Origin of the sequence: Pseudomonas sp. NPDC089758, from assembly GCF_044748705.1 — a bacterium.
GTDB classification, from domain to species: Bacteria; Pseudomonadota; Gammaproteobacteria; order Pseudomonadales; family Pseudomonadaceae; genus Aquipseudomonas; species Aquipseudomonas putida_X.
Genome location: NZ_JBIVGN010000003.1, coordinates 356,542 through 377,793, shown reverse-complemented (window position 1 = coordinate 377,793; position 21,252 = coordinate 356,542). Strand labels below are relative to the sequence as shown.

Here is a 21,252-nt window from a genome sequence, read left to right as displayed (position 1 = left end):
ATGTGACGCCAGGAATTTCAAATCGCTTGTGGAGATACATCATGACCACCGCCGATCTCGCTCGAAGCATCCTTCCAGATGAGAAAGCGATCGCCGCGGCTATTGAATCAAGCCGCCAGATTGCTGCTTTCGTTTCGACGAAGCTGGATACTCAGCGTATTGAACTGGTTGATGAAGCCCAGCAACGCCAAGCCGTTGAGCTACCAACGTTCGCTCTTAGACTGCTCGGGGACATACTTAACGAACTGGCCTTAGGCAACACCGTGAAGGTGGTGCCGATCCACGCAGAACTGACTACTCAAGAAGGCGCCGACATGCTCAACGTCTCGCGTCCGCATCTTGTCAAGCTGCTGGACGAGGGTCAGATTCCACACACAAAAACCGGCAGCCACCGTCGCATCAAGTTCACCGATATCATGGCCTACAAAGCCGACCGTGACAGAGCGAGCCAAGCCGCCATGGAAGAACTGGCTGCACAAGCCCAAGCGCTTAATATGGGCTATTAATGAGGCATTCACCGTTCACTGTTATCTATGACGCCTGTGTGCTGTATCCAGCACCTCTGGGTGATTTGCTGATGCACCTGGCCTTGACCGGCGCGTAGCGTGCGCGCTGCTCCGGGCAGATCCATGATGAGTGGACGCGAAATGTGCTGAAAAATCGTGCTGACCTGACAAAAGCTCAGCTTGATCGTACTGTTGAAGCCATGAACCGGGCAGTACCTGATTGTCTTGTGAACGACTACGAGCCGTTGATACAAGGGCTTGACCTTCCTGACGAAGATGATCGGCACGTCTTGGCCGCTGCAATCAAATGCGGTGCATCGGTCATCGTCACATACAATCTCAAGGATTTCCCCGCTGAGATCCTGATGCGCTTTGAGATCGAGGCTTTGCATCCCGATGTCTTTCTTTCTGACATCTGGGACCTAGACCAAGCAGCCGTGCTCGAGGCAGTCCAAAAGCAGCGCGCCTCTTTGAAAAATCCTAGGTACACGCCTCGCGAGCTACTGGATACCCTGCTTAAGCAACGTCTCCCAGAAATCGTCAAGCACCTTTCCCGCTACGAGCTGTTGATTTGATCCTGCTTGGGCCGAGATTCACTCGGTCTCATGCGAACCCCGCATCTTATACTCTCAGGAGTGGCAATCAGAGGGCCGCAGGCTGCGCGACACGATGAAAGGCCGGTCGCCAGTCTGTCGAAGGCCTGCGCCAGGGCAGCTATTCTTCTGGTTTCCTTGAGCCCCGACGCACTGCTGAGAAAACGATGCCGGTGGGTCTTCAGAGAGGCCTACATCCAAGGCTTTTCTACACGCTCGGTGGGCGGGCTAGTCAAGGTCATGAGCATGACCGGCATCCCTCAAAGCCTGGTATCTCAGCTGGCTGGGGAGATCAATGAGCGCGTTCACGATTTGCTTGAGCGCCCGTTTGAAGGTGACTTTGCCGCCGCCATGGTCTCACTGGCTTGCGCGCGCTGCTTGCCACCTCTCTGCGTACAGAGCCTAGAGCCGTTTTTCCATAACGATGGTGCGTTCCGCCCCATGAAACTCGTCGCGGATTTTCTGATACCCCAACGCGGTATAGAACCCTTCAGCTGTAATCGACGATGGCACACGTACAGCCACAATGCCGGCGTGGGCAGCGGTTGCATGAATGACATCCATCAAATGCCGACCAATCCCGCCTTTTTGGTGAGCTGGATCGACGAAAACACTTCTGACGACATCACCATCGAGCCCAGCAGTGCCGATGATTTTTTCGCCCAGCAGGGCTACGAATACCCTGCGCGTAGCAAGTTGCGCGGTGACGACCTCAGGAGCAAAATTGCGCTCAACCTGAGCGATCACATCGGGCGCGTAGTCTTGGGAATTTGACTCACGCAGGGCGGCTAGAACTACACGGCTAATCGCTGCTGCATCTCTGCTGGTGGCCGGACGAACGTGGCATTGCATACTGAGACCTCAATCCTAGAGGATCACAGCTTAGCCCATCACACTGAGCCTCCCGAGTCGCTCACCCATCCCTGACAAGCCGCGAAACCTTTTTAACCATACCTTGAAGCACATCGCCGCACACCCGATCAATCGGTTCGATAAACTGCCCCCTTGGAGCGTTTCTTTCACCCTATCCACACTGCGAGGTGGCCGCCCTCATGGTCAAAGCTGTTCGCTCACTCAAACCTGCAGCAAACCTGTTGTTGCTGCACATTGAATTGAAATATGTCGAGCCAGGTATCTGGCGCCGCGTGGCGGTGCCGGAAAACATCACCTTGGGCAGATTGCATTCGGTGATCCAGGCCGCGATGGGATGGGAGGGAGGGCATCTGCATGAGTTTGAAATTGCCGGTGAGAGTTACGGCATACCCGACCCCGATGGTTGGGGCCCGCCGGTAAAGCCGCAAGCCCGCAAAACTTTGGTCAGAGCGCTGTGCGGGAAGAAGAGTTTCCGCTATGTGTATGACTTCGGGGACGGCTGGGATCACCGGATCAAAGTCGAGAAAACGCTGCCCGCCATCGCCTGTCCGCAGGTGCCGTATTGCGTCGATGGTGCCAATGCCTGTCCGCCGGAAGATGTGGGCGGTGCGCCAGGTTATGCCGAGTTTCTTCAAGCCATGGCAGACCCCAATCATCCAGATCATGAGGCCATGATGGAATGGCATGGGGATATCTTCGACCCGGCGGCTTTTGACTGTGAAATTACTAATAGTTGGTTGAAGGTAATCAGGGTCTGAAAGTCCCGGGCAGTGCGGATTCTCGCGCAATCGCCGGCGCGGCGCATATCTACGGGGCGCCTCAAAGGGCCTCGGCACGCACTCCCAAATTCGCCACTTCCACGGCAATCAGTGAAGACCCACTGCATTTGCTTTTTGGGGCGCCGTTTCATGTCATGGCGGCTGTGCGTGGGAGACCCTCGGGTCTGCCGGGTTCCTTTTCCTCGGTTCGCCAACCTGCGTACAGCTGCCACCCTAACCGTTTGGCGACGGTCAGCGTGGTGTTCTAACCGAAAAGGACCTCATGCATGCTTACCCTAAGCCTATCCAGGATCCTCGCATCACTACAACTGGTGGTGGGCACCAGTCGGCCAACCGACGTGTTCTAGCGTCTCGTGTAACCGCCGCCGTGCGTGGGAGATCCTCGGGTCTACCGGGTGCCTTCTCATTGGTTCGCCAACTTGATACAGCTTCCACACAAACCGTATTTAACTGCAACTGCCAGTTTTTGATCGCTTCCTACGAGAATCGATGACTTTTCCCACAGTATCCAACCTTGCCCTTCTATGGTTACGGAGATAAATTTCTCCTGTCGCGGAAAATTTCGTGACAGGGCGTAGGAACCCGTTGGTAAACTTGGCGCACGCACTAGGCGCCCCCTGCACCGCAGCTGGCGCTTTTTTTGTGCCAGCCGTGCTGTGTCATGGCGGCTGTGTGTGGGCAGGCTTCGGCCTGGCCGGGTTTCCAAGTTTCCCGGTATTCCTACCCCATACACAGCTGCCACCCAATCCCGTAGGAAGGATCGTGACAGCTCCAACTGAAAACTTGGAGTCCCATGCATGCTTACCCTAAGCCTATCCAGGATCCTCGCATCCGTTCTCCGCCGCCGTCGCCCTTCGCCGGCTCCCGAACCCCACCGTTTCTACCCCATCTACGACCCGTCACGTCCGCACAGCACACCCAAGCAGGTGCCCCATGACTGACCAGGAACGCTTGTCCACAATCCAGAGCTACGCCTGGACCCTCGAGCTGCTCGGCGAAGCCCTGGTGCAGCATGACGAGATGCTCGAGTGCGAACACAACCCGCACCTGAGCTTCCGAAACACCGCAGGTATCCACCAGGCGATCCGGATCATCAGCCAGCTGGCCAGTGAGCAGTGTTCGAAAGTGAGCCTTATGCAAGGCGAAGCCAGCTAGCAGGGCAGATCAAGGGCTGTCTGTGCCTCCCGTAACAGGGCAAGTCCAGGCACCCCCGATCAGTCGTTGTAGCCTGTAAGCCCTGCCTTGCAACGCGAACGCGGTCTCCGGTTTGTACCGGAGGCCCGCTCACACAGCCCGCCCCTCCGATTGAAACCTCACCCCGCTCACGCTTTGTGGGCCGCCCCCGGCAACTGCACGCCCTTGGGCCTCAGCAGCGTGCTCAACCCCAGCAATAACACGGCACCGATGGCCATAATCCCCCAGGCCCAGTGCAACGAACTGAGCTGGTCACGGACAATGCCGGCAACCAGTGGCATGCTTGCTGCGATCAGGTAGCCGCCGCCCTGCACGAACGCCAGCAGGGCGCCCGCTTGGGTTGGCGAGTGGGTGTGGTCAAGGGTGACGATGAGCGACAGCGGGAACAAGGCACCGATGCCAAGCCCCAGGCACAGGGTGGCCAACACGGCCAGTTGCACAGGGGCGAGCATCAGGCAGGCCAGGCCGGCAAGCAATAGCAGTATCACCACGGTCAGTGGTTGCCTGCGGTCTGGGTAGCGGTGAATGAGGGCTGAAACCAGCAGGCCGGCGATGACTTCGGTGACGGTGAGGGCGCCAAGCAGGTAACCCGCCTGGGTGGCCGTCCAGCCCAGTTCCACATAAAACGGCGGCAGCCAGGCCAGCACCAGGGTGTAGGCGCCCGTGCCAATGCCGAAGAACAACAACAGCAACCAGGCCCGCCCGCTGCGGTACGGCAAGGTGGCATCGCTGTGGCTGCCGGGGTCGCTGCCGGCGGCGAGCAACCAGGCGATCAAGCCGACCAGCGCCGGCAAAGCCGCAACCCCCAGCGTCAGTTGCCAGCCGAAGGTGCTGGCACCCGGTGCCGCAAAGGCAGCGGCCAGCGCGGCGCCGCCCATGATGCCGGTGGTGAACAGCCCCATCAGCATGCCTGCGCTTTGCGGGTGGCTGCGCTTGATGAACGCGGGCATCAATGCCTGGATGACTGCAATGCCGACCCCGCCCAACGCGGCTGTTGCGATCAGCGCCGTGGCGGAGGTGATATAGGCCCGTGCGGCGCAGCTGATGACGATCAGCGTAATACCCATCGCCACACCCCGCACTTCACCCACCAGGCGCAGCAGCCAGGGGCCGGACAGCGCGAACAACCCCATCATCATCACGGGCAGGGTGGTCAGCAGGCCGCCTTGGGCGTTGCTCAGGCCCAGGTCGTGTTGCAGGGTGCCGAGCAAGGGGCCGATGGCCGCCATGATGGGGCGTAGGTTCAAGCCGATCAGCATGGCCAGTAGGCCTATGCACGCTTTGCTTGGCATATCACGCATGTTGAAGTGGCTCCTGCAGGAAGGTGCATAGCGCCTGGTTGAAGGCCTGGGCGTACGGGATGTTGAACACGTGGCCGTCACCCGGCAGGGTGATCTGGCGGGCATGGGCGATGCGTTGGGTGATGTCTTCGGCTTCCGAGCGTGGGCTGATCAGGTCGCCTTCGGCGGCAAGTACCAGGGTCGCTGCTTGAATGGCTGGTAATTGATCGCGCAGGTCGTAACGCTTCATGCCATTGCACCAGCGGATCTGGCTTTGCGCTGACAGTTGAGCGGCCTGGGCGTGCCAAGCCTGGTAGAGGCATTGGCCGTCGGCCGAGGCGGCATAATCAGCGCCCACCAACACCGGCCAAGTGGCCTTGAAACGCTTCAGGCAGCCGTCCGCCTGCGCAAGGTTTGCGGCCCACTCGTTCAGCAGCCCTTGGCGATACGGGCTGTTCATGCTGGCGAATGTGCCGGCGACCACCAGTTGCTGTACGGCCTCAGGTGCATGGCAGGCCATTTCCAGTGCCACCATGCCGCCCAGAGAAAGGCCGACCAGGTGGGTACTTTCCAGCCCCAGGTGGTCGAGCAGGGCCAGCATTTCCAGTGCCTGGGCATGGGCCGTGATACCTTCTGGCGCTTCGCTGGACGCGCCGTGGCCCAGCAGGTCGGATACGATAACGCGGTGGCCCAGGCTGAGCAGTGCACTGGCTTGGGGCCCCCAGGCGCGCCCGCTGTTGCCCAGGCCGTGCAGCAGCAGCACTGGGCTGCCGGCGCCTGAGTCGTAGTAATAGTGCCGATGCGGTCCGTGTACGAAAAATGCCATGTGCTCTCCTGATCCTTCAGTCGTATCGTCAGCAAGATAGCTTAACGTTAAGATAGTTTAAAGGCGTCGGAGTTCAGGAGTTTGCACGGGTTAACAGTTGATCAATTGCCCGGTGAAGGACAGCTATGAACGATCATGTGGATTTCGTCGTCGCGCAGTGGGCGCAGGCGATGCCCTCGGTGGACGTCACATCCATGGAGATTTTCGGGCGCATGGCGCGCATCCAGAAGCACCTGGAGCGCATGCGTGCCGAAGCGTTGGCACAGTTCGGCTTCAAGGAAGGCGAGTTCGATGTGCTGGCGACACTACGCAGGGCAGGGGCGCCATACCGCCTGACGCCAACCGAGCTGTACCGCTCTTTGTTGATCACATCCGGGGCGATGACCAACCGGCTGGCCCGGCTGGAAAGCGCCGGCATGGTCGAGCGCGTTGCCGACGACCACGACAAGCGCAGCTACCAGGTGGCGCTGACGGCGGCAGGTAAGGTGTTGATCGAGAAGGCTCTGCTTACACATACTGAGATTCAGGAGCTGGTGCTGGCCCCTTTGAGTGCCAAGCAGCGCGCAGGTTTTGCGCAGCTGTTGAAGCAGGTGCTCGCGTGCCTGCCTGGCGAAGGGGCGCCCAGCCAATGAACCGGAAAATTCAGGAGGAATTTTCATGCTGCACAGCAACTACCTCAAGCAGTTGGATCTGCAAGACATCGTGGTGTTTCTCAACCTGCTCGAGCTACGCAGCGCCAAGCGCACCGCCGAGCTGATGAGCGTCAGCCAGCCTACCGTCAGTTATTGCCTCAAGCGCCTGCGTGGCTGCTTCGATGACACGCTGTTTTCTTCTTCCCAGGGCGTGTTGCTGCCCACCACCAAGGCCGAGAAAATCGCGCCCTACCTGCGTGTGGTGGTCGAGTCGGTCAACCGCTGCGCGGAAGACGACAGCACGGTTTCGCCGCAGGCGGTGCGCAAGATCTGGAGGCTCTGCGCCCCGGAATATTTCGAGTTGTCATTCCTGCCCCAGGCCTTGGCGGTGTTGTCCCGCAACCACGGCAATACCTCGCTGCACCTGGACCGCCTGAGCCGCGACTTGCCAGTGGACCGGCTGATATCCGGCGAAATCGACATCGCCATCGGTTTTGGCCCGGGCTACCACCAGATGCACCCCGAGTTGCAATGGCAGCCGGTGCTCAATGACGACTTCGTGTGCCTGACCAGCCAGAACACGCTGGCCAACGAGGGGGCCATGAACCTCGATGAGTTCTGTGCATCGCCCCATGTGTTCCCTACGCCATGGATCTCGGAAAAGAACATGGTCGACAGCTGGTTGGATAAAGTCGGCCGTTCACGCAACGTGCTGGTGCGCGCCAACGGCTATCAGGCCTGCGTGAACATCGTTGCCGCCGTGCCTTGCACCTTGGCATTGCCGGCGCGCTTGTTGCCGCACCTGCGCATCGCCCCGCAAGTAAAAGTTTGCCAACCGCCGCTGGGCTTTCCCAGTTTTACGCTGGACATGATCTGGGCGCGCGATCGCAGTGACAGCAAGGATATTTCCAGCCTGCGCGCGTTGGTCGAGCACGTGGCCGAAGCCTTGTTGACGGAACGGTGACACGGCCTATTTAAATTTTCGCAACGCCTTTAGATTTCTTAAAACCAGCAGCGTGCTCATTTCACTTACTGTGTGGTCATCGGGTAGCGGATGTCTACCTGACCCCACAGTTCACGGAGGAATGAGTCATGTTGGCGCAAGTTCAACCCTGGGTGTTCCCTTATTACCGGCAGCCGACCCCCTGTTACGGTTTTGAATGTGTAGTTGCTGTTGACCGTGATATGCGGGTCAGCGACGGTATCAAGGGTGCAACGCTTTACGAAGACCTGGCCCACAGCGGTGCGGTCATCTACCGCGATTTTGCAGATACCCTTGCAGACTTCAATGAGTTTGTCAGCGCACACTCGTCGCGCGTCACCTTTGACCCGGCACGCAAGGCAGCCACCTCCAACACCGCGGAAATCGAAGCGGGTGTGCACGAGATGGGCCTGCACCGCGAGAATGGCAACCTGCCGTTCAACCCTGATCTGCAGTGGTTCTATTGCCTGGAAGCGGCTTCGGTCGGGTCGCAAACTACCCTGTGCGATGGCCAACGGGTGTTGTTCGACTTGTCGGCTAAAACCAGAAAGTTATTTGAACAGCGCGATATTCGTTATGCCCGGCGTATTCCATGGCAGAACGTCAAACGCTTCCTCAGCATCGAACTTCAGTTACCGCTGGAGGCTATTACGGATGACCACCTGCAGCAGGTCAACGACCAAGTAGCGGGGCAAACTTACCGGCGCATCGATCAAAACCTTATTGCGTCAGAGTTGGTTATTTCTGCTGTCGAAACCAGTTGCTTCAGCGGGCGCAAGGCCTTCTGCAATTCGATGCTGGGCCCTAGCGTCAATTACGAACCGCCGCGTATTACCTGGGCTGATGGCGAAGATATCGCCCTGGACATCTGGGATGAAATCAAGGAAGTGACCGAACGCAATACCTACAGCCACTTCTGGCAGAAAGGCGACATCGTGGTGATCGACAACACTCGCGTCATGCACGGCCGCCGCCGACTGGAAGACACTTCGCGGCGCATTTTCGGCGCTCAGAGCTACCGCATTGCAGGGACCAGCCAATGATCAGCAAAAAAATGCAGGACTACCTGGCGGCAACGCCCGACCGCATCGTCATCCGTGAAATGAATGGCCGCACCCATACGCTGCACGAACTGCGACGCGATGTGATGCGCCTGGCCAGTGCCCTTGAAGGGCGAGTGGGGCGCTGTGAACGCAAGGTCTTCGGTATCGCCATGCGCTCATGCTACGAGTGGGTCTATACGCTGCTGGCGATTCAGAAAGTCGGTGCAGTGCTGTTGCCGGTGCCTATCGAGTTCTCCGACGACCAGATCGGCAGCCTGCTGGGCAAGGCTGCCGCGGTGTTCGTCAGCGACGAGCGAACTGCCAGCCGGCTGCACGGCATCCTGCCGGGCAAGGCCTGCTTCATTCCTGGCCAGCTGATGAACCAGGCCATCGGCGAGGAGTGGCGCAACGAGGATGAGTTGATCCCGGAGGGCATCGTTTCGATCATCCATACCTCCGGCACCACCTCCAAACCCAAGGGGGTGATGATTCGCGACGAGGCCGTGGGGCTGCTGGTGGACAACGTCATGAAGCGCCTGCCACAGCAACCGCTGCACTACTTCTCGATCGTGCCGATGAGCTTGTTGATCGAGCAGGTGCTCGGCGTGTTCATCCCGATTCTGTCGGGCGGTTCACTGACGTTGATGCCCGAGGGCGTGACCGAATATGGCGCGGCGAGCGGCAATGCCCGGCAGTACCTGGAGCTGATCGCACCCAACCAGCCCAACTTCCTGTACCTGCCGCCCAAGTTGCTTGAGGAAGCCAATGGGCTGCTTGAGCATTGCACGGTCGAGCAGCTGTTCGGCCCGCAACGGCCGCACATCATCACCGGCGGCGCGAAGATTCCGGCCACAGTGCTGGAGGCGCTGGACGCGCGCGGCGTGCAGGTGTTCGAGGCGTATGGCCTGAGCGAGAACTCATCGATCATCTCGCTGAACTCGCCCGCCGAGCGGCGCATTGGCTCGGCCGGCAAGCTGCTCGACGGTATCGAACCCAAGCTGGTCGATGGCGAACTACTGGTGCGCACGCCCACCCTGTGCGCGGGGTACTACAACGCTGACGATACCGCCTGCGACCTGTCCGACGGCTACTTGCATACCGGTGATATCGCCGAATTTCGCGACGGTTACCTCTACATCACCGGGCGCAAGAAACACGTGATCATCCTTTCCACGGCGCGCAACATCTCGCCGGAATGGGTGGAGAACGTCTACAAGGAGAGCCCGCTGGTGGACGACATGATCGTCATGGGGGAGGGCAGGGACGAGCCCTGCGCCATCGTGCTCAGTGCTGCGGGTGCGGAGCGCGTACGCAGCGAAATGGCGCGCCTGGAACATCGCCTTGCCGATTTCGCCCGGGTTCGCCAGGTGCGCGTCATCGAGGATATCGCCCTGTTCCGCGAGCAGTTCTACACCGTGACCGGGCGCCCGCGGCGTGCGGAAATCGAAGCCCGCTTCATCGACCAGCTGTACGCCTGAGTACGAGGGAGCCAGCATGTACATCGTGCGTAATTTCTATAAAGGCCGGCCCGGTTACCGATGCCTGCAAGAGGCGGTGCGGGCGCACTACCTCAAGCACTACCAGGCAACGCCAGAACCTGAGCCCGATCTGTTCGTATGCCTGACCGACCCCAACGGTGGCGCACCAGGCTATGCCTGTGCCGGCATCAGTTACGGTGATTCCGGCAAGCTCTTCAGTGAGTACTACCTGGATCAGGGGCTGGATGAGCGTTATGGGCTGGACCGCGCCCGTATCGCCGAAGTGGGCGCCTTCGCTTCATTTCGCAGTGGCAGCGGTGCAGGCAAATACCTGCTCAACAATGTCATCAAGACCTTGGCGCTGCGCAACTTCGGCCTGGTGGTGCTGACCGCTACCGAACAGGTGCGCCAGTTGCTGGCGCCGATCGTCGACAACCTCGACGACCTGGGCGGTGCGGACAGGGGGCGGGTAAGGGACCCAGGCGTCAATTGGGGCTCCTATTACGACCACAGGCCGCGGGTGGTGGTGTCGCGTTTGTCATCGCCCAGCATCTGGATGAGTGCACCTGCACCCGGCCTCGCCCATCCCCATTTCGCCAATCAGGCATCTGCCTGACCTGATCACCATGCCGGGCATCACTGTGCCCGGTGTGCTGGAGGTAAACATGAACGCGACCAAGCGTTACGAGAATTTCATTGTGTTCCTGGCGCCGCTGATCAACAGCGTTGGCGGCATCGCCATCGACCTGTATGCGCCCAGCATTCCTTCCATCGGCCGGGAACTGTCGGCCAGCCCTGCATTGATGCAGAACACCATCACCATCACGCTCCTGTTCTATGCGATCGGCCAGCTGTTCTTCGGGGTCATGGCCGATGCCCGCGGGCGCAAGCCGGCGGTTCAGTTGGGCCTTTTGGTGTTCCTCGGCGGCAGCGTGCTGGCAACGGTTGCCAGCTCGATAGAAATGCTGCTGCTGGCCCGAGCGCTGCAAGGGTTCGCTATCGGCGCTTGCCAGGTGGTCGCGCGGGCTTTGCTGGTGGACGTCGTCAAGGGGCCTCGTTTCTATGTGGCGATCATCTACCTGAGCCTGGCCTTTGGCCTGGGCCCGGTCATCGCGCCCTACGTGGGTGGGCTGATCGAAGTGCATCTGGGATGGCGCTACAACTTCGTGCTCTATGCGGTATACGCGGTGATCGTGCTGGCCTTCGTGCTGGCGGGGCTCAAGGAGTCGCTGGGGGTGACGGGCAGGCGCAGTGCACTGCAGACCATCGCAGGCTACCGCTGCATCCTGGCCGACAGTCGCTTTCGTTCATCGGTCATCGTGCTCGGTTCCAGTTTCTCTGCCTTCTTGCTGTGGAACGTGTTCGGGCCGCACATCGTCCAGGAGCGCCTCGGGCACAGCGCTCAGTACTTTGGCACCACGGCGCTTGCCGTAGGCAGTTGCTACCTGGTGGGGACCTTGGTCAACCGCGCGCTGGTCCGTCACGTCAATGCGCATGCCTTGATGTGGGCCGGGATGGCGCTGTTCCTGCTCGGTGTGGTGGTGATCGCGGCGATGCCGGGCGGTTTGAACCTGGTGAGTATCCTGGGTGGCATCATGCTGGTCGCATTTGGCCAGGGTTTCATCTTCTCCAATGCCATGGCCCGTTCCATGTCCCTGTTCCCGGACCGGGCAGGGGTGGCGGCAAGCTTGCAGGGCTGCTTGATGCTGGTGTTCGGCTCCCTTGCCTCGGGCATCGTCAGTGCCTTGCCGCTGGCATCCAACCTGGCCATCGCCGGCGTGTTCCTGGTGCTGTGGCTGGTATCGCTGTCGGGCATGCTGAGTGTGCGGATGCAACAGCAGGCGTCGGTGGCCTGAAGCCACGCAGTGCCGGGTGGGTTGGCTGGCGGGGTGGTGCAACGCCCCGCCATGCGCTGTCAGCGGATCAGGGCGGGGACCGCCCTTACGTAAATCAACTCACTGATCAGCTCGATCAATGTTTGCGTGATCACCGCCGCGGCCGCCAGCGTGCGCATGTCTTCGGGCAATGCGAGCGCCAGCGGCAACACCACCAGCGAATTGCGCGTGGCGCTGCTGAACGTCACCGAGCGGGCCTCGGCCACCGGCAAACGCAGCAGCCGCGCCGAGGCAAACCCCAGTACCGGGGCCAGCACCATGAAGCCGATGTACACCGGGATCACCGGCAGCAGGCGGTCGAAATCGCGCACCACCACGGCGATCTGCGAGCCGATCACAGCCACCAGCACCAGTGCCATCGCCGGCACCGGCATCCACGCCCAGGCGTCATTCCACACCGAAACGCTACGTGACTGGCGTGCTCCGGCCGAGGTGAGCACCGCCAGGATCAGCGGCAGCACGATCAGCAGCGCGAACGCCTCCACGAATGGCGTGATGGAAATCGCCACGTCGCTGCTGTCGCCCAGCATCACCGCCAGGTACACCGGCAACAACAGCAGTTGCACCAGTAACAACAAGGGGGTGGCGGCGAGGGTGAGGCGTGAGTCGCCTTTGCCGATGTGGGTGAACACCACCACGTAGTCGATGCAGGGCGTAAGCAGCACCAGCAGGGCGCCGATGAGGATGGCCGGGTGCTCGCCCAGGCCTCGGGTGGCGGCCCACACCAATAACGGCACGAGGATGAAGTTGGCCAGCAGCAGCGCGGCCATGAAGCGACGGTTGCCCAGGCCTTGGCGCAGGTCCAGGAAGGGGATTTGCAGGAACATCGCGTACATCAGCACGGCAATGGCCGGGGTGACCAGTGCTTGCAGGTGGCGCGCGGTGTCGGTGGCCAGCAGGCCGAAGGCCGCGGCGGCGAGTACGGCAGCGAAATACAGCGCGATTTGATGGGTTTCGAGTTGCTCTCTGGTCAAGGCGGCGTCCTGGCGTTCGCGGTGGTGTGAGGTTGGCTTGCAAGGGTAAAGCTTGCCAGGCATGAAAAAGCCCGGCACGAGGGCCGGGCTTTTTCACATCAGGCTACTGCCAGTCAGTTGCCGTACACCGGCAGCTTCTTGCAGATGGCCTTGACCTTTTCACGTACGGCGTCGATGACGGCGTCGTTGTTCAGGTCTGCGAGGATGTCGCAGATCCAGCCGGCCAGTTCTTTACACTCGGCTTCTTTGAAGCCGCGGGTGGTGACGGCTGGGGTGCCGAAACGCAGGCCCGAGGTCACGAACGGGGAACGTGGGTCGTTAGGGACCGAGTTCTTGTTGACGGTGATGAAGGCTTTGCCCAGGGCAGCGTCAGCATCCTTACCGGAGATTTCCTGCTTGATCAGCGACAGCAGGAACAGGTGGTTCTGGGTGCCGCCGGAAACGACGTCGAAACCACGCTCGATGAACACACTGGCCATGGCCTGGGCGTTCTTCACCACTTGCTGCTGGTAAGCCTTGAACTCAGGCTGCAGGGCTTCCTTGAAGCAGATGGCCTTGGCCGCGATGACGTGCTCCAGCGGGCCGCCCTGGGCGCCCGGGAAGACGGCGGAGTTCAGCTTCTTCTCGATGTCGGCGTTGGCACGGGCCAGGATCAGGCCGCCACGCGGGCCGCGCAGGGTCTTGTGGGTGGTGGTGGTGACCACGTCGGCGAACGGCACCGGGTTCGGGTACACGCCAGCGGCAACCAGGCCGGCAACGTGGGCCATGTCGACGAACAGGTAGGCACCTACTTTGTCGGCGATGGCGCGGAAGCGCGGGAAGTCCAGGACCTGCGAGTAGGCCGAGAAACCGGCAACGATCATTTTCGGCTTGTGCTCGACGGCCAGGCGCTCGACTTCGTCGTAGTCGATCAGGCCGTTGGCGTCGATGCCGTACTGGATGGCGTTGTACAGCTTGCCCGAGGAGCTTACCGAGGCACCGTGGGTCAGGTGGCCACCGTGGGCCAGGCTCATGCCCAGGATGGTGTCACCGGCCGACAGCAGGGCCAGGTAGACAGCGGCGTTGGCCTGGGAGCCGGCGTGCGGCTGAACGTTGGCGTAGTCGGCGCCGAACAGCTCCTTGGCGCGGTCGATGGCCAGTTGCTCGACCACGTCGACGTACTCGCAACCACCGTAGTAACGCTTGCCCGGGTAGCCTTCGGCGTACTTGTTGGTCAGGACCGAACCCTGGGCTTCCATGACGGCTGGGCTGGTGTAGTTTTCCGAAGCGATCAGCTCGATATGCTCTTCCTGGCGCAGAGCTTCTTGCTGCATGGCTTCGAAGAGCTCGGCGTCGTACTTGGCAATGGTCAAATCACGGCTGAACATAACGGTCCTCAAGGATCGGGCTGAATTGGGGGGGCATTCTAACCGATTGATTCGCGCCTGGCATATGAAGTGGCATCAAGTCGCGGACCAATGGCTTTCATGTTGCATCCCGCGCCCTGCCTGGGCTGGATGCGGGCGGGAGTTGACCTTGGGGTCCGCTTTTCGGGGCCGCGTTGCGGCGGTTCCGCTGCCCGTTCCCTGCAGGGGCCTGCTTGCCGGCGATGAGGCCGGTGCCGGCAACCCTCACTGGAACATGAACAGCGTCTCGTTGCTGAACTGCGCCTCGAACTGGCTGGCCGGCATCGGCCGCCCGAACAGGTAGCCCTGCACCTCGTCACAGCCATGCTCACGCAGGAACTCCAGCTGCTCGTGGGTCTCGACGCCCTCGGCGATCACTGCCAGGTTAAGGCTGTGCGCCATGGCGATGATCGCCCGGGCGATCTGCGCGTCCTGCTCGCCCTCGGGCAGGCCGTCGACGAAGGTGCGGTCGATCTTCAGCACGTCGATGGGGAACTGCTTGAGGTAGTTGAGCGACGAGTAGCCGGTACCGAAGTCGTCCACCGCAATGCTCAGGCCCAGTACCTTCAGGCTGTCGAGTATCTGCATCGCTTCGTTCACATCGCGCATCAGGATGCTTTCGGTCAGCTCCAGCTCCAGGCACGCAGGCGGCAGGCCGGTTTCATCGAGGATGGTGGCGATGCGCTTGCCCAGTTGGCCGTCGGAGAACTGCCGGGCCGAGATGTTCACCGAGACCTTCGGCACGCGCACCTTGGCCTTGTGCCAGGCCTTGAGCTGGCGGCTGGCCTCGCGCAGCACCCAGTCGCCGACATCCACCACCAGCCCCAGCTCCTCGATCACCGGGATGAAGTCGCCCGGCGGCACCAGGCCGCGCGTCGGGTGCCGCCAGCGCAGCAGTGCCTCGGCACCGGTCAGGCGCTTGCCATCGCCGCTGAACTGCGGCTGGTAGTAGAGGATGAACTCGTTCTGCTCCAGGGCATGGCGCAGGTCGCTTTCCAGCTCCAGGCGCTCCAGGGCGCTGGCGTTCATCTCTGCCTGGTAGAACTGGAAGTTGTTCTTACCGCGCTCTTTGGCGTGGTACATGGCGGTGTCGGCGTTCTTCATCAGTTGGCTCAGTTCGCCGCCGTCCTGCGGGCTGAGGGCGATGCCGATACTGGCGGTGACGAAGAACTCGCGCCCTTCGAGCACGAACGGCCGCACCAGGCTGGCGAGGATGTTCTCGGCCACATGGATGGCGCGGTTGAGCGCCGTTTCGCGGGTGGCGCGCGATTGCAGCAGCAGGGTGAATTCATCACCGCCCATGCGCGCCACGGTGTCGTCATCGTCGACGCAGGCGAGCAGGCGCAGGGCCATGTCCTTGAGCATGCGATCGCCCGCAGCGTGGCCCAGGGAGTCGTTGATCGGCTTGAAGCGGTCCAGGTCGAGGAACATCAGTACCACCCACGATTTCTGCCGCTCAGCTTGTTGCAGGGCGGTGTGCAGGCGGTCCTGGAACAGCGTGCGGTTGGGCAGGTGGGTCAGGGCGTCGTAGTAGGCCAGGCGATGAATGCGCTGTTCGCTGGCCTTGCGCTCGCTGATGTCAGTGAAGAAGCACACGTAGCTGGCCAGGTCGCCTTCGTCATCGAGCACCGCGGTTATACCGACCCAGGCCGGGTAGTGCTCGCCACTGCGGCGCTTGAGCCACACTTCGCCTTCCCAGCTGCCGCGTTGGTGCAGCTGTTTGAGGACGTAGCGCAGGTGGCCCTCCTGCTGGTCGTCGACCGTCAGCATGCTGGGCAGTTGGTCGAGCACATCGCTGACCGAATACCCGCTGACCCGGCTGAACGCTTCGTTGGCCTGCACGATGTAGCCGGCCGGGTCGGTGATGAGGATGGCCGAGGTTGAGTGTTCGAACACCGTGGCGGCCATGCGCAGGTCTTTTTCCGCCCGGCGTTGCTGGCTGATGTCGCGGCCCACGCCCAGCACACCCTCGAAGCGCTCGCGGTCGTCCCACACCAGCACCAGGCGCAGCTCGATGGGGATCTTGCGGCCATCGGCGCGCAGGCAGTCGAACAAGAACAGCTGGTTGGGCAGGTGCTGGCGCAGATGCGCCAACTGTTCCCGGTCGCCCATGGCCTTGCTGACCCGTTCCATCAGGCTGTAGATGCCGGTGAGCTGGGACGGGTTGGCGACGATGGACTGCCAGCCGTTTTCAAAGATCCAGTCGGTGTTGTAGCCCAGCACTGCCTGCACCGATGGGCTGACGTAGTTGAGCTGCAGTTTGCTGTCGGTGGAGAAGATCACGTCGCTGATGCTTTCGGCGAGCATGCGGTAGCGCTGCTCGCTGTCGCGTAGCGACTGGCTGGCCTCGATCTGCACGGTGACGTCCTTGCCCACACCAATGATGCGGGTAACCTGGCCATCGCTGTCGCGGGTCAGCACTTGTTCACGGATGTCGTAGCAGCGCCAACCGCCGTCGCGGTGGCGGAAGCGCAATTGGCAATGCAGCGACTGGCCGTGGCCGTTGTCGCGTTGCTGCTGGCGCAGCGCCTGGTAGTGCGCCGCATCTTCAGGATGCAGCAGCAGCTCCCAGAACCGTTCGCCCATCTGCGCCAGCTCGGTGCGGTCGTAGCCCAAGGTCTCGCCGAGGTGGCGGTTGCTGAAGATCATCCGTTGGCTGAGTATGTCCTGCACGTACAACTGGTCGGGCACGGTACGCACCACGTCCGACCAGAAGCTTTCGCGCTCCAGCAGCGACAGCTCCACCTGCTTGCGGCTGGTGATGTCGCTGATGCTCAGGATCACCGCCTGGTAGTCACGGCGCTGTTCCGGCAGCCGCGCCATCAGCCACAGGTGCAGCTCACCCCCCAGCGGGGCGGGCAGGCGCACTTCGAGTTCGAGCAGCGGGCGCTGTGCGATCAGCGCATCGATCAGCTGCATGCCGACGCTGGCACGGCCGTCGCCGCTGCCCTCGATCAACCGTTGCCAGGCCCCTTCGTGGGAGTCGACGTTGAGCAGGTGGCGCGCCACCTGATTGATTTCGGTGATCTTCAGCTCCTGCAGCAGCGAGCGGCGCAGGCTGGCGTCCAGCGCCAGGCTCTGCTTGAGCGCGGCGAGGTTGCGCAGGTGGTAACGGTCAAGCTGGCCGGGCAAGCTGGAGAGGTCGAGCACGCACAGGGCTACGCCGGTGCCCTCGAAAATTTCCTGGTAGCGCCGGCGGTCATCCTGCAAGGCGCGCTGACGGCGGCGCATATTGATCAGTGCCAGCACCGGCAGCAGGGCACAGAACAGCGCCAGCAGGCACTTGCCCAGCAGTGCCGGCAACAGTTTCTGCTGGGCAAGGCCTGCATCGAACAGGCCACGCAGCTGCCAGACACTGTTGTCGATGAACACCAGCATCACGCTTTGCAGGGGCTGGTCGCTGGTCTGTGCTGGCGCGTGGCGTTCCAGCACCTCGCCGCTGCGGCTGTTCTCCAGCAGCCACAGAGGTTGCCCGGGGCCGTCCAGGTGCTGGGTCAGGGTGCGGTAAAAATCGTTGGACAGGCGCAGCAGCCAGTAGCCGCGACCCTGCTCGGCGGCCTGGCGCAACAGCAGGTAGACGGTGCGGTTGTCCGCCGAGTTGGCGAAGAAATAAGGTCGGCCCTGGTTCAGCGCGAACAGCTCGTCAATCTGCGCATGGTCGGGGCTGCCGGCCAGGCTGTCGCTCAGTAGCCGCCCGCTGTGGTCCAGCCAGGCCAGGTCGCGCAGGTTTGGCAGGCGCTCGCGCAGCGTGTCGAGCAGGCTGGGCAGGGCGGCAGGCGTCGGCGCTTTGGCATACGGCTGCACCACATTCAGCGCCTGCTGGGCCTTGAGCGCCATGTTCAGGCCCAGATGGTCTGCCAGTTCGACGCTTGCGTCCAGGTGCTGCTGGCGCTGTTCGGCCTGGGTGTGGCGGAACTGCGAGAACATTTGCCAAAGCAGCAACGCCAGCAGCAGCAGGGCCAGCAGGGCCAATGCACCTTTGACCGAGCCACGCACCGAAGTGGCTGGGGCCGGTGTAACGGTGCGCGGCGAGGACGGATGATTGAGATTGGTCAAGCGCTGGTCCTGCTATTGGGCTGGCGACGGCAGGGGTTGATATGCACGGTGGATACCGGTGCCTGGGCGACCGGACCGTGGTGGCGCACTATAAGGCCGTATACCCGAAACGGGCTAGCATGCCTGTCATTATGGCAAAGTGCCAGTCCTGCTGTCGGGTGCCGACGGTCGTGGTGGCACCTGCCCGTTCGGCAATGCCCGGCTTGCTGTGCGAGAATGCCGGCCGCTTCAATGACAACGCATCGGAGATGTTCGGTTTTGGTTACTCACTTTTCCACCAATGGCCTCGATTCCGCCTGTGGGCGCAGCAGTCAGACCCTTGTCAGCACTGCCGTGACCGAGGATGTATCCTGCAAGTCGTGCCAGCGTTCGCTGGTCAAACCTGAGGCTTCGGCTTCGAAAACCAAGGCGCCGTCGCTGGCCGAGCTGCGCAAGACCGCCAAGGCGGCTGCAGCACCGGCTGAGATTGAGGCGGCGGCCAAGCCTGCCACCAAGGTCGTCAGCAAAACACCGGCTAGCAAGCCTGCCGTGCAGCCGGCCAAGGTTGCCGAGCAGCCTGCTCGCAGCGGTGGCTTCAGCGTCAAATCCGCCTGGGCCGCGCGCCTGGCCGGGCAGGGCGACCGTTGCCGGCTGCCGCGTGGCACGCGTGGCAAGGCCAAACAGCGTCACGTCTGATTTTTGTGTGGTCAGTGCCGGCCTTATCGCCGGCAAGCCGGCTCCCACTGGGGTAGCTCCCACTGGGGTAAGTGTGCCCTCGGGGCTTTGGGGCGCCTGGGGAGCAGCTGTCTAACGCCATTTCCAGAAGCCAACGCTATCCCTGTGTGCCGGCTTGCCGGCGATGGGCCGCACCATCCGACCACCCTGTGCAACGCCGCGCGTTGGCGTAGAATGGTCGACTTTGTTAAATGACACCCTGTAAACACATCCGCCTGGCCACCTGGCCGGGGCAATCGTCGATGTCTTTACCTATCTGATTAGAGGGCTTGGTTTTGGCTCAATACGTCTACACCATGCATCGGCTGAGCAAGGTCGTGCCGCCGAAGCGGGAAATTCTCAAGAACATTTCCCTGTCGTTCTTCCCGGGCGCCAAGATCGGCGTACTCGGCCTGAACGGCGCGGGTAAATCGACCCTGCTGCGGATCATGGCGGGCGTCGACAAGGAATTCGACGGCGAAGCCCGTCCGATGCCCGACATCAACGTCGGCTACCTGCCCCAGGAGCCGCAGCTGGACCCGAGCAAAAGCGTACGCGAAGTGGTCGAAGAAGCGGTCAGCGTGATCAAGGACGCCCAGGCCCGCCTGGACGAGGTCTACGCCGCCTACGCCGAACCTGACGCCGACTTCGACAAGCTCGCCGCCGAGCAGGCCAAGCTCGAATCCATCCTGCAGGCTGCCGACGGCCACAACCTCGAGCGCCAGCTCGACGTCGCCGCCGATGCCCTGCGCCTGCCGGCCTGGGATGCGCGCATCGAACACCTGTCCGGTGGTGAGAAGCGTCGTGTGGCCCTGTGCCGTCTGCTGCTGTCGGCCCCCGACATGCTGCTGCTCGACGAACCCACCAACCACCTGGACGCCGACTCGGTGGCCTGGCTGGAGCGCTTCCTGCACGACTTCCCAGGCACCGTGGTAGCGATTACCCACGACCGTTACTTCCTGGATAACGTCGCCGGCTGGATTCTCGAACTGGACCGCGGCGCCGGCATCCCGTACGAAGGCAACTACTCGGGCTGGCTGGAAGCCAAGTCGGACCGTCTGGCGCAGGAATCCAAGCAGCAGAGCGCCCACGAGAAGGCCATGAAAGAGGAACTGGAGTGGGTGCGCAAAGGCGCCAAGGCCCGCCAGTCCAAATCCAAGGCACGTCTGCAGCGCTTTGAAGAAATGCAGTCGCAGGAATTCCAGAAGCGCAGCGAAACCAACGAGATCTACATCCCGGCCGGCCCGCGCCTGGGCGACAAGGTCATCGAATTCAAGAACGTGTCCAAAGGCTATGGCGACCGCGTGCTGATCGACAACCTGTCGTTCGCCATGCCTAAAGGTGCCATCGTCGGCGTGATCGGTGGTAACGGTGCCGGTAAGTCGACCCTGTTCCGCATGCTGATGGGCAAGGAACAGCCGGACTCGGGCAGCATCGAGATCGGCGAAACCGTGCAGCTGGCCTGTGTGGACCAGAGCCGCGAAGACCTCGACGGTGCCAAGACTGTGTTCCAGCAGGTCTCCGATGGTTCCGACATGATCCGCATCGGCAACTACGAGATCCCGTCGCGTACCTACGTTGGCCGTTTCAACTTCAAGGGCGGCGACCAGCAGAAGTTCGTCAAGGACCTCTCCGGTGGTGAGCGCGGCCGCTTGCACCTGGCCCTTACCTTGAAAGAGGGCGGCAACGTGCTGCTGCTCGACGAACCGTCCAACGACCTGGACGTGGAGACCCTGCGTTCGCTGGAGGAAGCCCTGCTGGACTTCCCGGGCGCCGCGATCGTGATTTCCCACGACCGTTGGTTCCTCGACCGTGTGGCTACCCACATCCTGGCGTACGAGGACGACTCGAACGTGGTGTTCTTCGAGGGTAACTACACCGAGTACGAAGCCGATCGCAAGAAGCGCCTGGGCGACGCCGCTGCCCAGCCGCACCGGGTACGGCACAAGAAACTGGCCCAGTAAGCCGGTTTCCGATGCACAAAAATGGGGCCCTCAGCGGCCCCATTTTTGTGCCTGGCATACAGTGCTATTGCCGCGAAAAGGGCGATTTTCCACCGTATA

17 protein-coding genes and 2 pseudogenes are annotated in these 21,252 nt (G+C 61.8%); 13 read left to right on the top strand and 6 right to left on the bottom strand.

Annotated elements, in window-relative coordinates; translation table 11 throughout:
• Positions 1-41 precede the first annotated feature (41 nt).
• The 3 genes and pseudogenes from ACIPZH_RS06370 to ACIPZH_RS06360 form a co-directional block, all read left to right on the top strand.
• The gene (locus tag ACIPZH_RS06370) at positions 42-506 is read left to right on the top strand and encodes a helix-turn-helix domain-containing protein (RefSeq protein WP_400635584.1); all 465 of its coding nucleotides are present in this window, start codon (positions 42-44) and stop codon (positions 504-506) included.
• Positions 506-1,081, top strand: a pseudogene (locus ACIPZH_RS06365) (PIN domain-containing protein). Before ACIPZH_RS06370 ends, ACIPZH_RS06365 begins: the two are co-directional and overlap by 1 nt.
• 125 nt (positions 1,082-1,206) lie before the next feature.
• Positions 1,207-1,441, top strand: a pseudogene (locus ACIPZH_RS06360) (transposase); the annotation flags it as partial.
• 60 nt (positions 1,442-1,501) lie between these two features.
• On the opposite strand, the gene ACIPZH_RS06355 reads toward ACIPZH_RS06360, so the two are convergent.
• On the bottom strand, positions 1,502-1,951 hold the full coding sequence (locus ACIPZH_RS06355; protein WP_400635582.1) for a GNAT family N-acetyltransferase: 450 nt from the start codon (positions 1,949-1,951) through the stop codon (positions 1,502-1,504).
• A gap of 200 nt (positions 1,952-2,151) precedes the next feature.
• Here ACIPZH_RS06355 and ACIPZH_RS06350 point away from each other — a divergent pair, with 200 nt between their 5' ends.
• Complete coding sequence (locus tag ACIPZH_RS06350; protein WP_400635580.1) at positions 2,152-2,730, top strand: plasmid pRiA4b ORF-3 family protein; 579 nt, start codon at positions 2,152-2,154, stop codon at positions 2,728-2,730.
• A 954-nt stretch (positions 2,731-3,684) separates the two neighbouring features.
• Positions 3,685-3,906, top strand: coding sequence for a hypothetical protein (locus tag ACIPZH_RS06345; protein WP_241807193.1), 222 nt, complete (start codon positions 3,685-3,687; stop codon positions 3,904-3,906).
• 167 nt (positions 3,907-4,073) lie between these two features.
• Here the strand turns inward: ACIPZH_RS06345 and ACIPZH_RS06340 are convergent, their stop codons facing one another.
• Both ACIPZH_RS06340 and ACIPZH_RS06335 read right to left on the bottom strand, forming a co-directional pair.
• On the bottom strand, positions 4,074-5,246 hold the full coding sequence (locus ACIPZH_RS06340) for an MFS transporter (protein WP_400635577.1): 1,173 nt from the start codon (positions 5,244-5,246) through the stop codon (positions 4,074-4,076).
• A complete protein-coding gene (locus tag ACIPZH_RS06335; RefSeq protein WP_400635575.1) occupies positions 5,239-6,051 on the bottom strand; it encodes an alpha/beta fold hydrolase in 813 nt (270 codons plus the stop codon). Before ACIPZH_RS06335 ends, ACIPZH_RS06340 begins: the two co-directional genes overlap by 8 nt.
• Before the next feature lie 125 nt (positions 6,052-6,176).
• On the opposite strand from ACIPZH_RS06335, the gene ACIPZH_RS06330 reads away from it, so the two are divergent.
• The 6 genes from ACIPZH_RS06330 (at position 6,177) to ACIPZH_RS06305 (ending at position 12,042) form a co-directional block, all read left to right on the top strand.
• The gene (locus ACIPZH_RS06330; protein ID WP_241807190.1) at positions 6,177-6,683 is read left to right on the top strand and encodes a MarR family winged helix-turn-helix transcriptional regulator; all 507 of its coding nucleotides are present in this window, start codon (positions 6,177-6,179) and stop codon (positions 6,681-6,683) included.
• A 25-nt stretch (positions 6,684-6,708) separates the two neighbouring features.
• Entirely contained in the window at positions 6,709-7,647 is a 939-nt protein-coding gene (locus ACIPZH_RS06325) for a LysR family transcriptional regulator (RefSeq protein ID WP_400625860.1), read from the top strand.
• Between the two features lie 128 nt (positions 7,648-7,775).
• Positions 7,776-8,708: a TauD/TfdA family dioxygenase gene (locus ACIPZH_RS06320; RefSeq protein WP_400635573.1), complete on the top strand. Its 933-nt coding sequence runs from the start codon at positions 7,776-7,778 to the stop codon at positions 8,706-8,708.
• Positions 8,705-10,186, top strand: a complete 1,482-nt coding sequence (locus ACIPZH_RS06315; protein ID WP_400635571.1) for an AMP-binding protein — start codon at positions 8,705-8,707, stop codon at positions 10,184-10,186. The genes ACIPZH_RS06320 and ACIPZH_RS06315 overlap by 4 nt, the downstream gene beginning before the upstream one ends.
• A 16-nt stretch (positions 10,187-10,202) precedes the next feature.
• Complete coding sequence (locus tag ACIPZH_RS06310; protein ID WP_241807186.1) at positions 10,203-10,802, top strand: thermostable hemolysin; 600 nt, start codon at positions 10,203-10,205, stop codon at positions 10,800-10,802.
• 49 nt (positions 10,803-10,851) lie between these two features.
• Positions 10,852-12,042, top strand: a complete 1,191-nt coding sequence (locus ACIPZH_RS06305; RefSeq protein ID WP_400635569.1) for a multidrug effflux MFS transporter — start codon at positions 10,852-10,854, stop codon at positions 12,040-12,042.
• A 59-nt stretch (positions 12,043-12,101) separates the two neighbouring features.
• Here ACIPZH_RS06305 and ACIPZH_RS06300 read toward each other — a convergent pair whose 3' ends face one another.
• The 3 genes from ACIPZH_RS06300 to ACIPZH_RS06290 all read right to left on the bottom strand — a co-directional run bounded on the left by ACIPZH_RS06300 (position 12,102) and on the right by ACIPZH_RS06290 (position 18,496).
• Positions 12,102-13,055 carry an arsenic resistance protein gene (locus tag ACIPZH_RS06300; RefSeq protein ID WP_241807184.1) on the bottom strand — a complete coding sequence of 318 codons (954 nt, stop codon included), beginning with the start codon at positions 13,053-13,055 and terminating at the stop codon, positions 12,102-12,104.
• Positions 13,056-13,168: 113 nt separating this feature from the next.
• Positions 13,169-14,422 carry a serine hydroxymethyltransferase gene (gene glyA / locus ACIPZH_RS06295; RefSeq protein ID WP_012316314.1) on the bottom strand — a complete coding sequence of 418 codons (1,254 nt, stop codon included), beginning with the start codon at positions 14,420-14,422 and terminating at the stop codon, positions 13,169-13,171.
• Between the two features lie 243 nt (positions 14,423-14,665).
• Positions 14,666-18,496: an EAL domain-containing protein gene (locus ACIPZH_RS06290; RefSeq protein ID WP_400635566.1), complete on the bottom strand. Its 3,831-nt coding sequence runs from the start codon at positions 18,494-18,496 to the stop codon at positions 14,666-14,668.
• A gap of 258 nt (positions 18,497-18,754) precedes the next feature.
• Between ACIPZH_RS06290 and ACIPZH_RS06285 the strand changes: the two genes are divergently transcribed.
• Positions 18,755-19,171, top strand: coding sequence for a hypothetical protein (locus ACIPZH_RS06285; protein ID WP_241807181.1), 417 nt, complete (start codon positions 18,755-18,757; stop codon positions 19,169-19,171).
• A 314-nt stretch (positions 19,172-19,485) separates the two neighbouring features.
• Positions 19,486-21,153 carry an energy-dependent translational throttle protein EttA gene (gene ettA / locus ACIPZH_RS06280; RefSeq protein ID WP_400635564.1) on the top strand — a complete coding sequence of 556 codons (1,668 nt, stop codon included), beginning with the start codon at positions 19,486-19,488 and terminating at the stop codon, positions 21,151-21,153.
• Positions 21,154-21,252 lie beyond the last annotated feature (99 nt).